This window comes from Pseudarthrobacter sp. As-47 (genome assembly GCF_058215595.1).
The window spans coordinates 2,810,448-2,828,475 of the sequence record NZ_CM177088.1 but is presented as its reverse complement, the minus strand read 5'-3'; the positions used below and the strand labels follow the sequence as shown (position 1 = coordinate 2,828,475).

20 protein-coding genes and 1 other RNA gene are annotated in these 18,028 nt (G+C 64.0%); 14 read left to right on the top strand and 7 right to left on the bottom strand.

Going from position 1 to position 18,028, the window contains the following annotated elements; genetic code table 11:
- Positions 1–486: 486 nt before the first annotated feature.
- On the bottom strand, positions 487–2,820 hold the full coding sequence (locus AC4BCK_RS13095; RefSeq protein ID WP_400634620.1) for a hypothetical protein: 2,334 nt from the start codon (positions 2,818–2,820) through the stop codon (positions 487–489).
- Positions 2,821–3,495: 675 nt separating this feature from the next.
- Between AC4BCK_RS13095 and AC4BCK_RS13090 the strand changes: the two genes are divergently transcribed.
- The 14 genes from AC4BCK_RS13090 (at position 3,496) to AC4BCK_RS13025 (ending at position 14,962) form a co-directional block, all read left to right on the top strand.
- Positions 3,496–4,719 (top strand): TadA family conjugal transfer-associated ATPase, encoded by a 1,224-nt coding sequence (locus tag AC4BCK_RS13090; protein WP_174181757.1) that lies wholly within the window; start codon positions 3,496–3,498, stop codon positions 4,717–4,719.
- Entirely contained in the window at positions 4,716–5,573 is an 858-nt protein-coding gene (locus tag AC4BCK_RS13085; protein ID WP_174181755.1) for a type II secretion system F family protein, read from the top strand. Before AC4BCK_RS13090 ends, AC4BCK_RS13085 begins: the two co-directional genes overlap by 4 nt.
- On the top strand, positions 5,570–6,511 hold the full coding sequence (locus AC4BCK_RS13080; RefSeq protein WP_490566013.1) for a type II secretion system F family protein: 942 nt from the start codon (positions 5,570–5,572) through the stop codon (positions 6,509–6,511). The genes AC4BCK_RS13085 and AC4BCK_RS13080 overlap by 4 nt, the downstream gene beginning before the upstream one ends.
- Positions 6,512–6,580: 69 nt before the next feature.
- A complete protein-coding gene (locus AC4BCK_RS13075) occupies positions 6,581–6,832 on the top strand; it encodes a hypothetical protein (RefSeq protein ID WP_174181734.1) in 252 nt (83 codons plus the stop codon).
- A 117-nt stretch (positions 6,833–6,949) separates the two neighbouring features.
- Entirely contained in the window at positions 6,950–7,261 is a 312-nt protein-coding gene (locus tag AC4BCK_RS13070; protein ID WP_217432775.1) for a TadE/TadG family type IV pilus assembly protein, read from the top strand.
- Between the two features lie 154 nt (positions 7,262–7,415).
- Positions 7,416–7,763, top strand: a complete 348-nt coding sequence (locus AC4BCK_RS13065; RefSeq protein WP_364080114.1) for a hypothetical protein — start codon at positions 7,416–7,418, stop codon at positions 7,761–7,763.
- Positions 7,760–8,206 carry a pilus assembly protein TadG-related protein gene (locus AC4BCK_RS13060; protein ID WP_246256515.1) on the top strand — a complete coding sequence of 149 codons (447 nt, stop codon included), beginning with the start codon at positions 7,760–7,762 and terminating at the stop codon, positions 8,204–8,206. The genes AC4BCK_RS13065 and AC4BCK_RS13060 overlap by 4 nt, the downstream gene beginning before the upstream one ends.
- A gap of 97 nt (positions 8,207–8,303) precedes the next feature.
- On the top strand, positions 8,304–9,419 hold the full coding sequence (prfB, locus tag AC4BCK_RS13055; protein WP_174181728.1) for a peptide chain release factor 2: 1,116 nt from the start codon (positions 8,304–8,306) through the stop codon (positions 9,417–9,419).
- 182 nt (positions 9,420–9,601) lie between these two features.
- The gene (gene ftsE, locus AC4BCK_RS13050; RefSeq protein WP_251421199.1) at positions 9,602–10,381 is read left to right on the top strand and encodes a cell division ATP-binding protein FtsE; all 780 of its coding nucleotides are present in this window, start codon (positions 9,602–9,604) and stop codon (positions 10,379–10,381) included.
- The gene (ftsX, locus tag AC4BCK_RS13045) at positions 10,378–11,292 is read left to right on the top strand and encodes a permease-like cell division protein FtsX (protein ID WP_174181723.1); all 915 of its coding nucleotides are present in this window, start codon (positions 10,378–10,380) and stop codon (positions 11,290–11,292) included. The genes ftsE and ftsX overlap by 4 nt, the downstream gene beginning before the upstream one ends.
- Before the next feature lie 26 nt (positions 11,293–11,318).
- Positions 11,319–12,767 carry a peptidoglycan DD-metalloendopeptidase family protein gene (locus AC4BCK_RS13040; protein ID WP_174181721.1) on the top strand — a complete coding sequence of 483 codons (1,449 nt, stop codon included), beginning with the start codon at positions 11,319–11,321 and terminating at the stop codon, positions 12,765–12,767.
- A gap of 84 nt (positions 12,768–12,851) precedes the next feature.
- Positions 12,852–13,325: an SsrA-binding protein SmpB gene (gene smpB / locus AC4BCK_RS13035; RefSeq protein ID WP_050054575.1), complete on the top strand. Its 474-nt coding sequence runs from the start codon at positions 12,852–12,854 to the stop codon at positions 13,323–13,325.
- 73 nt (positions 13,326–13,398) lie between these two features.
- Positions 13,399–13,767, top strand: a transfer-messenger RNA (tmRNA) gene (ssrA, locus tag AC4BCK_RS13030).
- A 211-nt stretch (positions 13,768–13,978) separates the two neighbouring features.
- Positions 13,979–14,962: a S1C family serine protease gene (locus AC4BCK_RS13025; protein ID WP_490566012.1), complete on the top strand. Its 984-nt coding sequence runs from the start codon at positions 13,979–13,981 to the stop codon at positions 14,960–14,962.
- A 2-nt stretch (positions 14,963–14,964) separates the two neighbouring features.
- Here AC4BCK_RS13025 and AC4BCK_RS13020 read toward each other — a convergent pair whose 3' ends face one another.
- The 6 genes from AC4BCK_RS13020 to AC4BCK_RS12995 form a co-directional block, all read right to left on the bottom strand.
- Positions 14,965–15,099, bottom strand: coding sequence for a hypothetical protein (locus AC4BCK_RS13020; protein WP_281359112.1), 135 nt, complete (start codon positions 15,097–15,099; stop codon positions 14,965–14,967).
- Between the two features lie 92 nt (positions 15,100–15,191).
- The gene (locus AC4BCK_RS13015; RefSeq protein WP_174181717.1) at positions 15,192–15,560 is read right to left on the bottom strand and encodes a hypothetical protein; all 369 of its coding nucleotides are present in this window, start codon (positions 15,558–15,560) and stop codon (positions 15,192–15,194) included.
- A gap of 53 nt (positions 15,561–15,613) precedes the next feature.
- Positions 15,614–16,033, bottom strand: coding sequence for a CrcB family protein (locus AC4BCK_RS13010; RefSeq protein WP_174181715.1), 420 nt, complete (start codon positions 16,031–16,033; stop codon positions 15,614–15,616).
- On the bottom strand, positions 16,030–16,434 hold the full coding sequence (locus tag AC4BCK_RS13005; protein WP_490566011.1) for a fluoride efflux transporter FluC: 405 nt from the start codon (positions 16,432–16,434) through the stop codon (positions 16,030–16,032). Before AC4BCK_RS13005 ends, AC4BCK_RS13010 begins: the two co-directional genes overlap by 4 nt.
- Before the next feature lie 20 nt (positions 16,435–16,454).
- Positions 16,455–17,195, bottom strand: a complete 741-nt coding sequence (locus AC4BCK_RS13000; protein ID WP_174181711.1) for an iron dependent repressor, metal binding and dimerization domain protein — start codon at positions 17,193–17,195, stop codon at positions 16,455–16,457.
- A gap of 49 nt (positions 17,196–17,244) precedes the next feature.
- Positions 17,245–18,003, bottom strand: coding sequence for a class I SAM-dependent methyltransferase (locus tag AC4BCK_RS12995; protein ID WP_363955510.1), 759 nt, complete (start codon positions 18,001–18,003; stop codon positions 17,245–17,247).
- Between the last annotated feature and the right edge of the window lie 25 nt (positions 18,004–18,028).

Genomic DNA, 18,028 nt, shown 5'->3' with positions numbered 1-18,028 from the left:
TCCCCCCAGGGATTGCACGCGGCAGGTGGTATTTCAACAGTTAACGCGCTCACCATAGCACTGCTGTTACCACTGGAACTAGTGGTTCTGTTGTTGCTGTTGTGATTTAGCGCCCCTCTCGGCTGCTCACTGGCAAGGGCCTGGGCAGCCTCTCCTCTCAGCCGGACAGCAGCTATTCGCGACAAATTCTGAAGATTGAATCTCATAGCCGTCCGGCGTCGAGGGTAGGCTTCGGCGTTGCTGCCACAGTCATCTCTAAGGCCACGTCAGCCGGGGACCGGAGACGCAGGCGGGACGGACCACAAGGATGCCCCGCCTTCCATTGATGGATGGCGGGGCATCTTTGCGTCGACGTACCGTCTACACCGTCCGTCTCGCTGTCAGGAAGGACTCTGTAGCAGGCCCACCGACCGAGCCGGTGGGCCCATTACGAACAGGGACGCGGTTGGGTCAGCTCAATCTGCCCCGGGATCGTTTGTGCCGTCGCTAGGCGGCCGCCGCATACTCAATCGAGACACTTCCTGAACGCCAGATGATCCTGCCGCCCTGGTAGTCCTGTGCACGGCCGCCGCCACTGGCAGCGTATTCATTGGTTGTCGGATAGCCCAGACGGCCGCCTTCAGAGCCCTGGCCAACCCAGGCGGTCCGTATGCCGCCTGTTATTATGCGGGCGCCTGCAGCGGACGACCAAACTATCTCTCCGCCCTGGAAGTACTGCTTCGCACCGCCGCGAACGAGCCCACTGATCTCATCCGACGTCGGGTAGCCGAGGCCGCTGTTAGGCCCGCCAGCGTTGATCCAGACCTGGCCAATGCCGCCCTTGATGAACCGGGCACCGGTGGAAGGTGACCATACAATCTGGCCGTACTGGAAAGCCTGGGTGACTCCGCCGTTGGCCGTTGCGTATTCATCGGTGGTGGGGTAGCCAAGTCCGCTGAGCGGGCCGCCGACCTTGTCCCACGTCGCGCCGATGCCACCTTTGGTAATGCGCGAGCCTGTGGCTGCCGTCCACGAGATTTTGCCGTACTGGAATCCCTGCATGACTCCACCGGCCATGGGGGCGTATTCATCGGTGGTGGGGTAACCGAGTCCGCTAAGAGGGCCGCCTGCGTTGTCCCACGTGGCTCCAATGCCGCCCTTTGTTATACGGGATCCGGTGGCCGCGTTCCACGAGATCTTCCCGAACTGGAAGTCCTGCATTACGCCGCCGGCCATCGGCGAGTATTCGTCCGACGTGGGGTATCCGAGGTCGCCATTATGGGCCCCGATGCTGTTCCACACCGTGCTGATACCGTTGGCGACCGCAAAAGCACCCGAATCAGGCAGATAGGCGATAGTTCCGCGTTCGAACTTCTGATACGAGCCGCCGAAGCGCTGGTCCTTAACCTCATTGGCGATAGGGGGCCCGACGAGGTCGGACACCGTGGCGTACTTTTCGCCAATAGGACCCTGGACCGTGTAGGTCTCCTCCTCGGTGGTGCCGCCGAAGTCAGCAAACCAGTAGCGCCCTTCGTCGTTGTCGCTGGCCAAGACCACGACGCCGCTCGCACGCGTGACGGGCTGCTTGGTGGTGGTCGCGTTATTTACGCTGGGTGTCGCGTCCTGAATGACCGGGGTGCCGCGGCCCGCTGGGAAGACGGGGTTATCCAGAGAAGCTGACTTTTGATAGATTGCGCCCGAAACTCCGCTGTAGGGGCAGCCGGTCACAGTTGTTGCAGGACCCGCCTGAAAGGAATGAATCTTGTTGTTTTCCGGGTCGAGCACAATCTGCGGGCGGGTGTGGCAATCTCCGATCGTCGAGATCGTGAACTTTTCGAATGCTGCCGTGGCTGGCTTGAAGACCAGCAGCTGTAGCTGGGGATCAGAGTTTTTCGCGGTGGAGTTCATATCGAAGCTCGTCTTGACCGCTGCGAACACGCGTCCGCTGTCGTCTGCCTGGAGTGACTTGATGTTGAGGTGGTCGTCAGCCTGGTTGGGTCCGCGGACGGCAGACTGTACCTTCCATGACGTGGCGGCCTGACCGTCTGTGCGCGTTGCCCACCAGACCGAGCCTGTCGTATGGTCGGACCACATGACCCCGATCTTATTTTTGCCGAAGGCCACGATCGACGAGATGTCATCGGGGGCGGCCGCTGCGCTCTCGCCTGAAAGGGATTGCGGCGTGCCCCAGGAAGTGCCACCCGCTGCAGAGTTGTTCACCATAACGGCGCTGGTATAGCCTCCGGTCTGGACACCGGACACCTGCGTCCAGGTGGCCCAGACTGCTCCCGTACTGTCCTTGTCGATAGTCATCGACTCGCTGCTGTTCGTGGTGATAGTGGTAGGAAATCCACTGCTGCGCGTATATTTTCCGTCGGCATACGTGTACCGGTACAGCTTGGCGGGGGAGTCCGGGCGGGACGCTTTGGGCCCATCTTCAGTGGAGATGGTGACCACATGGTGGGCAATGTAGAGGTGCGTGCCATCCCAGAGGGTGTCTGCCGATGTGTTGGCACGGCTGTCCACCACCACCCCGGTGTCCACCCACTGCTTGGCGGCCCGGTCCAGCTTGTGGATCTTCCAGCCTCCTGAGGTCCACATATCCGCCCACCAGGAGCCATCGTTCCACCACAACTTGCTCTGCGGCTTATCAGCCGTGGGGGGATTTCCTACGCCTGTGTAATTGAAGCCGGAGGTGCCATAAATCGGCGCCGGCGGCGGCGGCGGAGGAGGTGGCGGCACCGTGGCGCTCGCAGGTCCCCCCATGGCTGCTCCAAGCCCGGCGAGGACAAGGGCTGTCGCCAGCCCCTGACTCAGGGCTCGTTTGATCGATTTCTTCACGGTACTCCTTAAACGTTCCGCCCCAACGCTGTCGCGTCCAGGTCCCTGAGGAAGCTGGTGCCCCCGATGATTCATTTACCTCCTGAGCAACACACGCCGCCCGAGTACCCCTTACTCGCATTTGCCGGGTAGGGCACTGAGATCGTGATTCCGGTACTCATGTCAGAGCGCCGGAACGCCGTGGGATTTCCATAGCGGGGCGGGCATGTAATTTTCGGCGGGCACGCCCGGCTGCGGGCACTCGGCACAACGTGCGCTGGCAACAAGCGCGCCGGCGTCGTCCTTGTGAAAGTGAGTCACGTGGTGGGTGGTCCTGCCGCATGCGGGGCAGAAGCTTTGGCTCTGTTTGGTCCACATGGAGGAATCCTATGGAGAGGAGCTCGCCGATAAAGACAAAACGGTGGAAGTATGTGGATGCCCGCAGGGTTTATGTGCCAATACCCACCCGAGGGCGTGCGCCGGCCTGGTAACAGCCGGGATCAGCTTCACCCAGCGAACTCGCCAGATCCGACGTTGAGCCCGTGCGTGGCGGCCGTTCATAGGCCCATGCCGGGCGGCCGCATCGATGGTTGTCCACAGCTTGGCCAATATGACTTGTTGCCGTGCTTGACCATCTTTAGGCTTTATCCCAGTTGCACTGCCTCCGCCGGGGGCGGCAGTTGTATTGGGGAACTTATGGACGCGCTGGGAATAGTCGAGGATGAAGTCCGCGAGCTCATCCGTCGCCGAGGGCTTGATCCCCTCCATCAGGCCGGTGAGGTCCGCCGCCTGGTGGAGGCAGCAGTAACGGATTATGACGAGCGGGCTCTGATGGGTCCGCTTCCTCCTCTTGGGCCCTTGGATGCGGCCCGCAAATTCCTCTTCGACGCCGTCGCCGGGTTCGGCGTTCTCCAGCCCCTCCTGGACGATCCAGCCATCGAAGAGATTTGGCTGAACGCTCCACATGAGATCTTTGTGGCGCGCAACGGCGAATCCGAGCTGACATCGCTGAGCCTCAGTGAGCAGCAGGTCCGCGATCTGGTGGAGCGGATGCTGAAAAGCTCCGGCCGCCGGCTGGACATGTCCTCTCCGTTCGTGGACGCTGCCTTACCCGACGGGTCAAGGCTCCATGTGGTTATCCCGGATGTGACGCGCAAGCACTGGGCAGTCAATATCAGGAAATTCGTGGTCAAGGCCAGCCGCCTGGAGCATCTCGTCGACCTGGGCACGCTGACGCCCCAGTCAGCCCGATTCCTTGGCGCAGCCGTCTCCAGCGGACTCAACATCCTGGTCTCGGGCGCCACCCAGGCAGGCAAGACCACCATGCTCAACTGCCTGGCGGCCAGCATTGGAAGCCGGGAGCGTGTTATCACCGTGGAGGAGATTTTTGAGCTTCAGTTTCCCCTGCGCGACGTCGTCGGCCTGCAGTGCCGCCAGCCAAACCTTGAGGGCGAAGGCGAAATACCGTTGCGCCGCCTCGTCAAGGAAGCGCTCCGCATGCGTCCGGACCGCCTGGTCGTGGGGGAGGTCCGTGAAGCGGAGAGCCTGGATATGCTCATCGCTTTGAACAGCGGCTTGCCAGGCATGTGCACCGTCCACGCGAATTCAGCACATGACGCAGTCACCAAGATCTGCACCCTGCCCCTGCTCGCGGGTGAGAACATCTCTTCAGCCTTTGTCGTCCCCACCGTCGCTTCCTGCATCGATCTCGTGGTCCATTGCAGCCGGCAGGCCAACGGCCGCAGGGAAGTAACCGAAATTCTCTCGCTGGGCCGACGCGTGGAGAACGGCATCATCGAGTCGTCTCCGGTCTTTGCGATGGTGGACGGTGCACTGCAGCCCCGGGCCAACTCGATGCCGGCCGCTGAAAAATTCAGCCGTGCAGGGTACGACGTCGCGGCGCTGCTGGATCCGCGATGACGGCGGCTTTGCTGGGGATCACCACGGGGACGGGCCTCTTCCTCATCTGGTGGTCCTTCTGGGAGACACCGCTCCAGGGGCCCAAGGAGCGGAAGGTCAGCCGCCTGGGTGACCTTCTCGCCTCCGCCGGCGTCGACAAGGTATCCCCGGGCAGCCTCGTCGGCACGTGCGCGGGGCTCGGTTTACTTGTGGCATTGGTGTTTTACGCGGGCAGCCGATCCTGGCCTATTGCCGGCTGCTTCGCGCTGTTTGCAGCGTGGCTCCCCATCAGCATCCTGCGCTGGAGGGCAAGAAAGCGAAGCGCATTGCTGCGCCAACTGTGGCCGGACGTCGTAGACCACCTCCGCTCGGCGATCCGTGCCGGCCTGCCGCTGCCGGAAGCCCTCATACAGCTGGGGGAGAAGGGACCTGAAGAGCTCCGGCACATGTTCCGGGAGTTCGGTGGGGACTACCGCGCCGGAGGGCAGTTCGATGCCTCCCTCAACAAGCTCAAACACCGGCTCGCGGACCCGGTTGCCGACCGTATTGTCGAAGCCCTCCGCCTGACCCGCGAAGTTGGCGGTTCAGACCTCGGGAAGTTGCTAGGAACGTTGGCTGAGTTCCTCCGCGAGAGCGCCCGCACCCGCAGCGAGCTCGAGGCCAGGCAGTCCTGGACCGTCAACGCGGCACGCCTTGCGGTGGCAGCACCATGGATCGTCCTGATCCTGATGGCAACAAGGCCGGAGGCCGTGCAGGCATACAACACCGCCGTGGGCGCTGCAGTCCTGCTCGGTGGCCTGGCAATTTCGCTGCTCTGCTACTCGATCATGCTGAGGATCGGGGCACTGCCCCGGGATGAGCGGGTGCTCAGATGATCGATACAGCTCCTGCCGCCGTCGTCTGCGGGCTTGTCCTGGGGACGGGTCTGTGGCTCGTCATCTTCAGGTCACCGCCTATGCGTGCGACCACCCTGACGGAACGCATCGAGCCGCAGTTGAAGTCCCAGAACCTGGAATCACGGCTCTTGGTCCCGGCGGAAGCCAACCCGACGCCTTTCGGCCCGCTCGGACGGATACTGCGTCCGGTGTTCCGGGACGGCATGGCGGCATTGGGAAGGCTGAACCCGTCGCCGGGGGCCACGACGCGACGACTGGCGCAGGCGGGGATCAACAAGACTTCCCTAGACTTCCGGGCGGAGCAGCTTTTGTGGGCGGCTGCCGGCTTTGTGGCTGCCCTTGGCATTACCGCGACGGGAGCCGCCGCCGGCAGGTTCAATCCACTGCTCGCCGTTGTCGCCATCCTGGGCAGTGCCGTGGGCGGCTTCATGCTGCGGGACTACTGGCTCAGTGTGCAGGTCAAACGGCGTGAATCGAGGATGATGGCGGAATTCCCGAGCCTCGCTGAACTGATGGCACTCGCGGTCAGCGCAGGGGAGAGTGCCACCGGAGCCCTGGACAGGGTTTGCCGCAGTGCCAAAGGAGAGCTCACCAAGGAGTTCGCGGACATTCTTGCCGAGACCCGGGCGGGCAAGCCTCTGGTGCAGGCACTGCAGGAATTTTCCGCACGTACGGACCTGGCGCCGCTGGTGAGGTTCGTGGACGGCATCATCGTCGCTGTCCAAAGAGGCACGCCGCTGGCAGATGTTCTGCGTGCCCAGGCCCAGGACGTGCGGGATACCGCAAAACGCGACCTGATGGAGGCCGCAGGCAAGAAAGAAATCGCCATGATGGTGCCGCTCGTTTTCGGCGTGCTCCCGCTGACGGTCGTGTTCGCCGTCTTCCCGGGCCTCGCGGCCATCAACTTGGGCCTGTGAACGAAGACACCCATGGCCGGCGCCGCAATGCAGAACAATCGAAGAACCGAACCAGGAATAGGACGGGAAATGAAAATGATGGGAATTCGCTGGGCATCCCTGCTCTTTGTTGTGAACACCGCCCTGGGCGCGGCCCTTCGCCCGGCAGCCCGTCGCGGCGGCGTCCGTAGTGAAAGCTGCGACCACAAGGAAAGGGGAGACGTGCCGGGCTGGGTCATGATCACCCTGATGTCGGCTGTGCTGGTGGCTGCGCTTCTGGCCCTTGCCGGACCGGCACTGGAGTCAATGTTCAACCAGGCGATGGATACGGTCGGAAGCTAGCCGGTGCCCAGGTCCTCCCACCCGCCAGGCCCGGTCCGCGGAGTCCGCCGTCCGGCGGGGACGCGGGAGCAGGGCTCAGCAGTAGTGGATTTTGTCCTGGTGGGAGGACTCCTCACAATGTTCTTCCTGGCCATCATCCAGCTGACGTTGATCCTGCACGTCCGCAACACGTTGATCGATGCCGCGGCATCAGGGGCCAGGTACGGCACCCTCGCGGACCGGGGAGCGGCCGATGCTGAGGAGCGGACCCGCAGCCTGATCGGCTCGGCCTTGACTGCCGGATTTGCCGAACAGGTGAGTACCAGCGAGGTGACTGTCCAAGGCCTCCGCAGCCTGGAAGTGACGGTGCGGGCGCCGATGCCGGTCATCGGGCTCATTGGCCCCCGCGGGATGCTGGAGGTGAAGGGACATGCCGCAGTGCAGCCATAGGCTGGGGGCACGACTCCTCAAACGCAGGATGGTCCAGACTCTGTGCCTGCGACCGCCATCAACAGCTCAAGGACAGGAAGGCAGGGGAGGGCGCGAGCGGGGGAGCGCCGTTGTCGAGTTCACCTTCCTTGGACTCCTCCTCATGGTGCCGCTGGTGTACTTCGTCATTACCGTGGGTCAAATCCAAGGCGGCTCGTTTGCCGTCGTGGGCGCAGCGGACCAGGCAGCCAAGGTCTACGTTGCCCAGCCTGACGAACCGACGGCGCAGGCGGCCGCAGAACAAGCGGTGTCCATCGCCCTGGCCGACTTCGGGCACCAGCCGGACGAGGCAAGCATCTCCACGACATGCGACCCCGCCGACTGCCAGGCTCCGGGCACCGCCGTGACCATTACGGTGAGCCTGTCGGTGCCCCTGCCGTTTGTGCCCTTCAACAGTGGCTTCCGGCTGGCCGCAAGCGAGGTTGAAGCCTCCGCAACACAACTGGTGGGCAGATTCAGATGACCGCCAGGGCAAACAACGAGGACGGCCAGATGACGGTCATGATCCTCGGGTACGTGACCTTGGCTCTGCTGGTCGCCAGCGTGGTCATTGGCATTTCCTCTGTGTACCTCGAACATAAGCGGCTGCTTTCCCTTGCGGATGGCGCCTCCCTTGCGGCAGCAGACAGCTATACCCTCGGGGACGTTGACACACAGGGCGGCAGTCCTTCAGCAACACTGAACCCGGCCCGGGTCAGGAACGTCGCCGCGGACTTCGTCTCAAGGAGCCCGGCTGCCCAACGCTTCAGCGGACTCGCCGTCGCGGGGTCAACGGGCAGCCCCGACGGCTCCACCGCCGTCGTTGTGCTGACAGCTGCTGTCCATCCTCCGGTGGTTAACTTCCTGGTGCCGGACGGCATAAGGATCGAAGCGACGTCGACGGCGCGTTCGCGCCTGACGCGCTGACCGGACAGAGAGGGACCGGCAGCGGCCGAGGTGGCGCAAGGCAGAAAAAGGCCGTGCATGCCGAAGCTTGTGCCGGATAGCGTAGGCTTAAACAACCATGGCCAATATTGATTTTTCCGCTGAAATCCGCGCCCTTCGCGCCACCTACGACTCCATTGAGCGGGTCTCCGATGTAGACGCGCTCAAGGAAGACATCGCCGAACTGAGCGAGCGGGCAGGCGAGCCGGACCTGTGGGACGACCCCTCAGCGGCGCAGAAAATCACCTCAAAACTTTCGCACAAGCAGTCCGAACTTGAGCGCCTCAACAAGCTCGCCTCACGGATCGATGACCTCGAAGTCCTGGTGGAGCTGGGCCAGGACGAGGACGACGCCGATTCCATGGGAGAGGCGGCCGCAGAACTCGAGTCCATCAAAAAGGCCCTGAAGGAACTCGAAGTGGTCACCCTGCTCTCCGGAGAGTACGACGAGCGCGAAGCTGTCGTCTCCATCCGTGCAGGGGCCGGCGGCGTGGACGCTGCAGACTTTGCGGAGATGCTGATGCGGATGTATCTCCGGTGGGCGGAGCGCCACGGCTACCCCACCACGGTCATGGACACCTCCTACGCCGAAGAAGCCGGCCTGAAGTCAGCAACTTTCGAGGTAAAGGCGCCCTACGCCTTCGGCACCCTCAGCGTCGAGGCGGGCACCCACCGGCTCGTCAGGATCAGCCCCTTCGACAACCAGGGAAGGCGCCAGACGTCCTTCGCCGCAGTGGAGGTCATCCCGCTGATCGAGCAGACCGACTCCATCGAAATCCCGGACAACGAGATCCGCGTCGATGTCTTCCGCTCATCAGGCCCCGGCGGCCAGTCGGTCAACACCACCGATTCTGCCGTCCGCCTCACCCACATCCCCACCGGCACCGTCGTCTCCATGCAGAACGAGAAATCGCAGTTGCAGAACCGCGCCGCTGCCATGCGGGTGCTGCAGTCCAGGCTCCTGCTGCTCAAGAAGGAGCAGGAGGACGCCGAGAAAAAGGCACTGGCCGGCGACGTCAAGGCCTCGTGGGGGGACCAGATGCGGTCCTACGTCCTCAACCCGTACCAGATGGTGAAGGACCTTCGGACAGAGCATGAGGTCGGCAACACCTCCGCCGTATTCGACGGAGAAATTGACGACTTCATCGACGCAGGCATCCGGTGGCGCACGGATAACCGCAACGCCGAAAAATAGGCCCCACAGCGGGGCCAGGCCTGCGGATCCGGCGACACGCCCCCTGAAACCAGTGTGATACGCGGGAACTCCTGCGTATAGTCGAGGGGCCGGGGCCCTACTTCCCCCACACGAAACCCGCGCACCGGCTGCAGAACTGGGCTGCATCAGAATCAGCCATGCCCTGCAGGGTACTTAGGGCCATGATCCGATTCGAAAATGTCACCAAGGTCTACGACCAGAAAGCCCGGCCTGCGCTGGACTCTGTCAACCTTGAGATTGACCGCGGCGAATTCGCCTTCCTGGTGGGCGCATCCGGCTCCGGCAAATCCACCTTCCTCAGGCTTGTCCTCAAGGAAGACCGGGCCACGTCAGGTGCCGTATATGTTGCCGGCCAGAACGTCGCCAAAATTTCCAGCTGGCGCGTGCCCAGGCTCCGCCGCGGAATCGGCGTCGTCTTCCAGGACTTCCGGCTCCTGCCCCAGAAGAACGTCTTCGCAAACGTCGCATTCGCCATGCAGGTCATCGGCAAGAGCCGCAGCGTCATCCGCGATACCGTCCCCGAGGTCCTGAAAACTGTGGGCCTCGAGGGCAAGGAACACCGCATGCCGCACGAACTCTCCGGCGGTGAGCAGCAGCGCGTGGCAATTGCCCGCGCCGTCGTCAACCGTCCAGGGATCCTGCTCGCCGACGAGCCCACCGGAAACCTCGACCCCACCACCTCGATGGGCATCATGGGCGTCCTGGACAAGATCAACCAAAACGGAACCACCGTCGTCATGGCAACCCACGACGACGACATCGTCAATGAAATGCGGAAACGCGTGGTGGAACTCAAGAACGGCGTCGTCATCCGTGATGAGGCCAGGGCGCTTTACACCTCAATGATTCCGGTTGTAGGCCAGTCGCGCAGGCTCAAGGACGCCAGCGGGCGGGACGCCACCGAAACCGGGCTTCCCGGCGAAGGCGAGGGGCAGCGATGAGGCTCGCGTTTATCCTCGGTGAGATTGGAAGCGGGCTCCGCCGCAACCTGTCCATGGTGGTCTCGGTCATCCTGGTCACGTTCGTCTCGCTCACCTTCGTGGGTGCAGCCGGCATGCTGCAGATGCAGATCAACCAGATGAAGGGCTACTGGTACGACAAAGTCCAGGTGGCCATCTTCCTGTGCAGTGAAGGCTCGACGGCGGCAGGTTGCGCCAGCGGGCCGGTCACCGCCGAACAGCAGGCCAGCCTCAACTCACTGCTGGAGTCTCCCGCCGTGGCGCAGTACGTCAACGACTTCCAGTTCGAGTCCAAGGAGGAGGCATACAACCACTTCAAAGACCAGTTCTCCAATTCGCCCATCGTGGACTCGGTGACCCCCGACCAGCTGCCGGCGTCCTTCCGGATCAACATGAAGGATCCGGAAAAGTACCAGATCATCAGTGAGACCTTTTCCTCCCAGCCCGGGGTTGAGACGGTCATCGACCAGCGCCAGCTGCTTGAGCGCCTGTTCTCGGTGATGAACGGAGCTTCCCTGGTGGCAGTCAGCATCGCCGGCGTCATGATCGTCTGTGCAATCCTGCTGATCGCCACAACGATCAGGCTCTCTGCCTTCAGCCGCCGCCGCGAAACGGGAATCATGAGGCTGGTGGGTGCGTCCAAGACAGTGATCCAGCTGCCGTTTATCCTCGAGGGCGTCATCGCCGCGGTGATCGGTGCCGCCCTCGCGTCGGCAACGCTTTGGGCCGTGGCACACTTCTTCCTCGGCGAATTCATGTCCCAGCAGTATCCGGACACTGCCTTCATATCCTCCGGCCAGACGCTGATCCTGGTTCCCGCACTGCTAATCCTTGGTGCATCCTTGGCTGGAATTTCGTCTCTCTTGACCTTGCGCAGATACCTTCGCGTCTAGGTATGCAAACCAAACAAGGAATGCCCATGAATGCACCGGACAAAAACACTCCCCGCACCCGGCGAAACGGCGCGCGCAGTGCGGCGCCACGCACCAGCGTCCTCAGCGGTGTGCTGGCTGTTGTCCTCGCCGCCGGTCTGGCATCCTCAAGCCCGGCGGCCTTCGCGGACGAGCTCGAAGACCGGCAGAAGGCGCTTGAAGCCGAGGCCTCACGGGTCCAGCAATCCCTGGAATTCGTCGATTCGCGCATCGCCAAGGCGGCCGGCGACCTCGTGATTTACCAGGGCCAACTTCCCGGCGCACAGCAGGCGCTCCTTGAAGCGCAGGGCCGCGTGGCCGGCGCCGTCAAGGAGGTCGAGGCGCTCTCCGCCCGCGTGGACATGGCACAGCAGAACAAGGCCAAAATTACGCAGCAGCTCGAGTCTGACAAGCAGAAGATCGCCGACACCAAAAAGCTGATCGGCCAGATTGCCACGCAGGCCTACAAGTCCGGCGGCGTCCCCTCCAACCTGTCCCTCTTCTTTGGGTCCAACAACGGCGGCAGTCTGACCGAAACGATGGACCTGGCAGACCAGGCCATGCGGAGCCAGAACGCTGCCATGGACAAACTGTCGCAGCAGAGCGCCACCAACGTGAACTCTGAAGCGCGCCTCCAGGCGGTCGAGGCAGAGATCAAGGACCTGAAAGCCAAGGCGGATGCAGCCCTGGAGCGGGAAAAAGCCGCCCGCGATGAAGCGGCCGCCAAGAAGGAACAGGTCGACAAACTGATCGCGGACACCACCCGCCTGGACGCGGAGCTGCAGGCTGCCAAGCCTGGCATCCAGTCCCAGCTGGCCGGCGTCCAGGCGAGCCAGAATGCGGTGGCAGCCGAGATCCAGGAGCGCGACCGCAGGCTGCGGGAAGCCTGGGAAGCAGAGCAGCGCAGGAAGGCTGAAGCAGCGGCGGCGGCCGCGGCGGCAGCTGCCGCAGCCGAGGCCGCAGCGAGGAACCAGCCGCCGCCGCCAGCGCCCCCGGCACAGTCGTTCATGCCGCCGGTCGGGTCGCCGTCGGCATTTGGCCTCCGACATCCTTTTGACGGCAGCGTTCCCATCACGTCCGGCTTCGGATGGCGGGCCACCCCTCCGGGGACCATCGACTTCTACGGCCAGGGCGGGTACATGCACACCGGGCTGGACTTTGGCGCGGCGTGTGGCACACCCGTCTATGCGGCGGCAGCAGGGGAAGTCTTCAGCTCCGGCTGGAACTCTGGTGACGGAGGCGGCTGGCGGGTGAAGATCTCCCACGGCCTCATCGAAGGCAATACCCTGAACACCATCTACTACCACAACGCCAGCATCGTGGTCTCCAACGGCCAGCGGGTATCGCAGGGACAGCTGATCGCCTACTCCGGCAACACGGGCAACTCCACCGGCTGCCACGCCCACTTCGAAACCTGGCTGAACGGCAGCCCGGTGGACCCGATGAGGCTGCTGTAGCACCGTCTGCACCCTGCCGTACACTGGTATGACTCCGCGCCGGTTGGCCCGGGGGACAACCGAACTGACCTGAGGAGCTTTCCCTTGCCTAAAGAAAGTGGCCGTAAAGTGGTGGCCACCAACCGCAAGGCCCGGCACGACTACCACGTGCTGGATACCTACGAGGCTGGAATCGCGCTCATGGGCACCGAAGTGAAATCCCTGCGCGAGGGCCACGCCTCCATGGTGGACGGCTTTTGCACCTTCTATAACGACGAGCTGTGGATGGAAGCCATCCACATCCCTGAATACAACCAGGGAAGCTGGACCAACCACGCGGCCCGCCGGCGCAGGAAGCTCCTGCTCCACCGTGAGGAACTCATCAAGATCTCCCACAAGGTGCGCGAGTCGGGCTACACCATCGTCCCGCTGCAGCTCTACTTTGTGGACGGCCGCGCAAAGGTGGAAATCGGTGTGGCCCGCGGCAAGCGCGAGTACGACAAGCGGCAGACCCTGCGCGAACAGCAGGACAACCGCGAGGCGCAGCGTGAGATGCGGGAGCGCAACCGTCGCCGCTAGGAATGTTTTGGCCCGGGCGTGCGTTATGATGAATAGTCCGGTGGGCCAGCCTGCCGGTTTGATAAAAGAATATGGGGATGATCGGTTTCGACGATGTTAGTCGCGACAGGTGAAGCGGGCCGAGGATGCAGAATTATCTCGTAAACGCTGTCTGCAAACCAATAAGTGCCGAATCTAAGCGCACTGACTTCGCTCTTGCTGCCTAAGCAGTAAGACAGTCCGTCAGCCCGAGGTTGCTATCGCCCCGGATCCTGGCGTCATTTAGATAGCCACTGCTGTCCACCTCCGTCATCGGGGTGAACGGGACTCTTAGATGACTGGGCCCGGATCAGCCAGCTGTTTGCAGCATGGCTGGGGCCGAGAAAATCCGACGCAAACTGCGCCCGGAGAAGCCCTGACAACACGACATCGGACGGGGGTTCAATTCCCCCCATCTCCACATTTTGAAAATGCCGCAAGGCAGACTGAAAGACCCGGACATTGCGTCCGGGTCTTTCGGTGTTTAAGCGCGGCCTGCCTGTTCACCGACGGCGTAGCGGGGCCTGGGACTAGCGGCCGGCATCCATGGGTTGTCCTCTATAAGATCCGGCGTCGCGGCCCAGGCCGGGCCGGAAGTGGCCGGAACCAGCGGCGGAGCAGCCAGGAGGTGCCCCATGAACCAGATGCGTGAGCCCAGTCCCGAAGAGTACGACGACGGCGCGCTGGACTCCTATTCGGAGACGGTCATGCGGGTGGCTGAGACCGTTACGCCGCACGTCGCGGCCATAGAAATGACCAGCACCCGCCGGAACGGCAGGTTCCGCGTGGGGGCAGGTTCTGCGGTCCTCTTTACCGAGGACGGCTACCTGCTGACGAATTCCCACGTGGTGGCCGGTACCAACAAGGGGCACGCCGCATTTGCCGACGGCAGCCGGACCGATCTCGAGCTCGTGGGCGTGGATCCGTTGTCGGATCTCGCTGTGGTCCGCGGCAAGGCACCAAGGATGGCCCCCGCCCGCTTCGGCGACGCCGAGACCTTGCGTGTGGGACAACTGGTGATCGCAGTCGGGAATCCGCTCGGGCTGGCGGGGTCGGTCACGGCCGGAGTCGTCAGCGGCCTGGGCCGTTCCATCCCGGTCTGGGCCGGTGGCAACCGGAGGGTGATCGAGGACGTCATCCAGACCGACGCCGCCCTCAACCCAGGCAGCTCCGGCGGCGCGCTGGCGGACGCGCATGGCAGGATCGTGGGCATCAACACCGCCGTGGCAGGCGCCGGTCTGGGACTCGCTGTTCCCATCAATACGACAACATGGCGCATCATCGCGGCCCTGCTGAACGATGGGCGGGTCAGGAGGGCACACCTGGGTGTGGTCAGCACGCCGATCAGGCTGAACGCCAGCGCAGTGATCAGGACGGGCCAGCGGGACGGGCTCAGGGTGGTGGAGGTCCTGGCCGGATCACCCGCAAACCGCGCGGGCCTGGAAGCCGGTGACATCATCCTCACAGCCGGAAGCCGCGCCGTCAGCACCGCCGAGAGCCTGCAGAAGCTGCTGTTCGCCGATGCGATCGGACAGCCACTGCCGATCAGGGTGCTGCGGCACGGCAGGGCAGAAGACCTCGTCGCCGTCCCGGAAGAAATGCAGGCAGACGGGCAGTAGGCCTACCGGCGCTTCTTCAAATGCGCCACGGGGTCCTGGGCAGCCTCAGGGTGCTTGGCCTTCTTCTCGGCGCGTTTTTCCTTGATGGTCTTGACCGGCTTCTTTGCCAGGTTCTGGTGCGGTGTTTTGTCCGGCATGGCGTGCTCCTTACAGCAGGGGACGGGCTGCGTCCCTCTTCGTAAGTTACGCCTATTCAGTCCCGAATGTAATGGCCTGGAATGGCATGGAATCAGTCCGGAACAGGCACGTCCGCGATGCCCACAAAACGTGTCCCCACGCCGTCAAATTCGCTCCGGACGAACCCCGTGCGGACCGCCGGCACCTCGTCCGGCCGGTGATGGCCGCAAATCACATAGGTGAAGTCGGGCCACCACTTCTTGGGGCGGGCCGCCTCCTCGTAGCCGCAGACCGCGCATTCGAGGTGGACCCAGACCGGGCGCTTGCCCGTGCGGTTGGCACGGGACTGGACCAGCCAGGGCGGAGGGTTGTCCAGGATCTCGCCCAGCTGGGCCTCGGTCAGCCATTTTGGAAGGCCGTGGCGCTGTGCCATCTCCATCGGTACGTCAAGGGCAATGGCCGCGTCGCGTCTGCTAATCATCACCATCCACGATACGGGAGCCCACCAAATCAAGGCCCCCGGGGCCGCGCCTTCTATACCGCAGACACCAGGGCGATCCCCGCCGCGGCCGCAGCCAGGCCCAGGACCAGGTTGGCGGCAACGTTCACCGCAGCCGACCCGAGGCGCTCCTCGCTCAGCAGCCGCACCGTGGCCGTGGTCCAGGAACTGAAGGTGGTGAGCCCGCCGGCCAGGCCTGTCGCCAGCGCCGCCTGCCACTCCGCACCCAGTCCCAGTCCCACAGTGAGACCGTGCGCAGCGCCGATTATGAAGCACCCCGCCACGTTCACCAGCAATGTGGCCCAGGGCCAGTGCAGCCTCACGGGGGTCCCGGCCCCATGGTTGCCTGCACGCACAGTCTGCCGGGAGCTGTGATGGGCGAACCAGCTGTCAATGCCGAAGCGGAGGAGGGCGCCTGCCACCCCGAAAATCCCCACCAGCGCCGCGGCGATCACTGACGGCTCCCGGACGGGCGGCCAACAAGCTTTCCGGTCCGCCATCCAAGGCCCGCCGCAGCCAGCCCCAGCACCACGGACAGGCCGAGGTACGCAGTCCACACTCCGTGCTCCCCCTCCCGCACCAGCTGGTCCAGGGAAAAGACCACGGCGGAGAACGTGGTGAAGGATCCCAGGAGACCTGGCCCCAGCCCAGCCCGCAACCAGAAGGGCGTGCGCGGGCGGGCCATCCAGACGGTGGTCAGGGCGGCCAGGATAAAGCTGCCCGCCACATTGATGCTAAGGGTGGTCCAGGGAATGGATCCTGGGAGTTCCGGAAAGACCAGCCCCAGGACGTACCGGAGTTCTGTCCCCGCCAGGCCCCCTGCGGCAACGGCCAGCCAGGTGCCTGCCCTGGGCATCCACGATGTCTTCGGCCCGCTCATGCCCCGGGCAAGGTTACGGGAGATTCGGCGTCCCCCAGAAGGCAGCCCGGATGGGGTCGGTCGCTGTGCACCCACAGCGCCGACGTGATCTCATCGGCGAGGTCGTAGTCGCGCGTACGGCCTGAGTCCCGGACACGCACCACCAGCGCGCCTCCGAACGGCCTGCGGCCCACCACCTCCACTTCGGCGTCGAGGTCTATCTCCTCGGCCGCAAGGTAGCGGAGCAGGTCCGGATTGTCGTCGCTGATCCGGGTGATGCGGCCCGTGTGGCCCTGGTCCAGCTCTCCCATGAGGTGCGCGCGGGGCATAAAGACCTGGCCGTCCGCCGTGGGAATCGGATCGCCGTGCGGATCCCGCTGCGGGTTGCCCAGCTTCGCCGCCACGCGTTCTATGAACGTGTCCGAGACAGCGTGCTCCAGAAGTTCGGCTTCGTCGTGGACCTCGTCCCAGCTGTACCCCAGCTGCTGGACGAGGTAGGTCTCGATCAGTCGGTGGCGCCGCACCATGGCGAGCGCAAGTTGCAGGCCGGACTCCGTGAGCCTGATGGCACTGTACGGTTTGTGGTCCACCAGGCCCTGGTCCTTCAGCTTCCGGACCATCTCTGAAACGGAGGAATTGGCCACCCCCAGGCGTTGTGCCAGCTGGGAGGAGGTGATGGGTTTGTCCTGCCACTCAGTGAAGGAGTAGATGACCTTGACGTAGTCCTCGATGGAGGAGGAGGGAGCGCTGGTCTTCACAGGATCCAGCTTACCGGCTGCCCCTGGCCGCACGTGGACTGGCGTGCGCTCAAGCCCGGACCGCCCGCCATGCGAGCGTCAGGTATGGAAGTTCCAGTTCCTCGTCCGGTCCGTGGCCCAGGTGCTCGTGAAGGTACCAGTCCAAATTGGCCAGGACTTTTGCCCGGGTGGCCTCTCCGGCGCGGAGGTAATAGCTCCGCGATTTTGTCAGTTCCATCAGGTCTGCGGTGGTCACGGAGTCCTGCCAGTGCGTGAGGTGGTCCTCCAGCGCACCGAACTCGGGCCCTATGAGCGGGCGGTGGCCGGGTTTGTAGACGTCCCCGGCATGCATGATCCTGGAGAGCCGGTGGACCCAGGGGACGGATGTGTCCAGCTGGTTCCAGACGAGTCCCAGCGTTCCGTGGGGACGGAGGACGCGGGCAAGTTCCGTACTGGCCCTCAGGGCATCGCACCAGTGCCAGGCCTGCGCCACGGTGACGACGTCGAAAGCCGCGTCGGGCAGGCCGGTCGCCTCTGCGGTTCCAAGGACAGCCGTGGCGGCGGGGACGTGCTCAGCCAGCTGCGCGAGCATGTCCGCTGACGGGTCCACGGCCGCGACGGAGAGTCCCAGGTCCAGCAGCAGTTCAGTGAACTTCCCGGTGCCGGCGCCCACGTCGAGCGCATCGCGTCCTCCTGAAGGCACCAGCCAGCGCGCTGATTCTGCAGGGTAGCCGGGCCGCACCTGTTGGTAGTGCCTGCCGCCGTCCTGGAAGCTCTGGCCGAGCTCCCGGCGCCGGCCGTGATCCAGCCGTGGGCCACCCCGTGCCACGCGCGGCCTCCTTCATCCGGTTCCT

Excerpts from the sequence above, each read along its gene's own strand:
- AC4BCK_RS13090 (WP_174181757.1), top strand. The coding sequence starts at position 3,496 with ATGGACGCGCTGGGAATAGTCGAGGATGAAGTCCGCGAGCTCATCCGT.
- AC4BCK_RS13085 (WP_174181755.1), top strand. The coding sequence starts at position 4,716 with ATGACGGCGGCTTTGCTGGGGATCACCACGGGGACGGGCCTCTTCCTC.
- AC4BCK_RS13080 (WP_490566013.1), top strand. The coding sequence starts at position 5,570 with ATGATCGATACAGCTCCTGCCGCCGTCGTCTGCGGGCTTGTCCTGGGG.
- AC4BCK_RS13075 (WP_174181734.1), top strand. The coding sequence starts at position 6,581 with ATGAAAATGATGGGAATTCGCTGGGCATCCCTGCTCTTTGTTGTGAAC.
- AC4BCK_RS13070 (WP_217432775.1), top strand. The coding sequence starts at position 6,950 with ATGTTCTTCCTGGCCATCATCCAGCTGACGTTGATCCTGCACGTCCGC.
- AC4BCK_RS13060 (WP_246256515.1), top strand. The coding sequence starts at position 7,760 with ATGACCGCCAGGGCAAACAACGAGGACGGCCAGATGACGGTCATGATC.
- prfB (WP_174181728.1), top strand. The coding sequence starts at position 8,304 with ATGGCCAATATTGATTTTTCCGCTGAAATCCGCGCCCTTCGCGCCACC.
- ftsE (WP_251421199.1), top strand. The coding sequence starts at position 9,602 with ATGATCCGATTCGAAAATGTCACCAAGGTCTACGACCAGAAAGCCCGG.
- ftsX (WP_174181723.1), top strand. The coding sequence starts at position 10,378 with ATGAGGCTCGCGTTTATCCTCGGTGAGATTGGAAGCGGGCTCCGCCGC.
- AC4BCK_RS13040 (WP_174181721.1), top strand. The coding sequence starts at position 11,319 with ATGAATGCACCGGACAAAAACACTCCCCGCACCCGGCGAAACGGCGCG.
- AC4BCK_RS13025 (WP_490566012.1), top strand. The coding sequence starts at position 13,979 with ATGAACCAGATGCGTGAGCCCAGTCCCGAAGAGTACGACGACGGCGCG.
- AC4BCK_RS13020 (WP_281359112.1), bottom strand. The coding sequence starts at position 15,099 with ATGCCGGACAAAACACCGCACCAGAACCTGGCAAAGAAGCCGGTCAAG.
- AC4BCK_RS13015 (WP_174181717.1), bottom strand. The coding sequence starts at position 15,560 with ATGATTAGCAGACGCGACGCGGCCATTGCCCTTGACGTACCGATGGAG.
- AC4BCK_RS13005 (WP_490566011.1), bottom strand. The coding sequence starts at position 16,434 with ATGCCCAGGGCAGGCACCTGGCTGGCCGTTGCCGCAGGGGGCCTGGCG.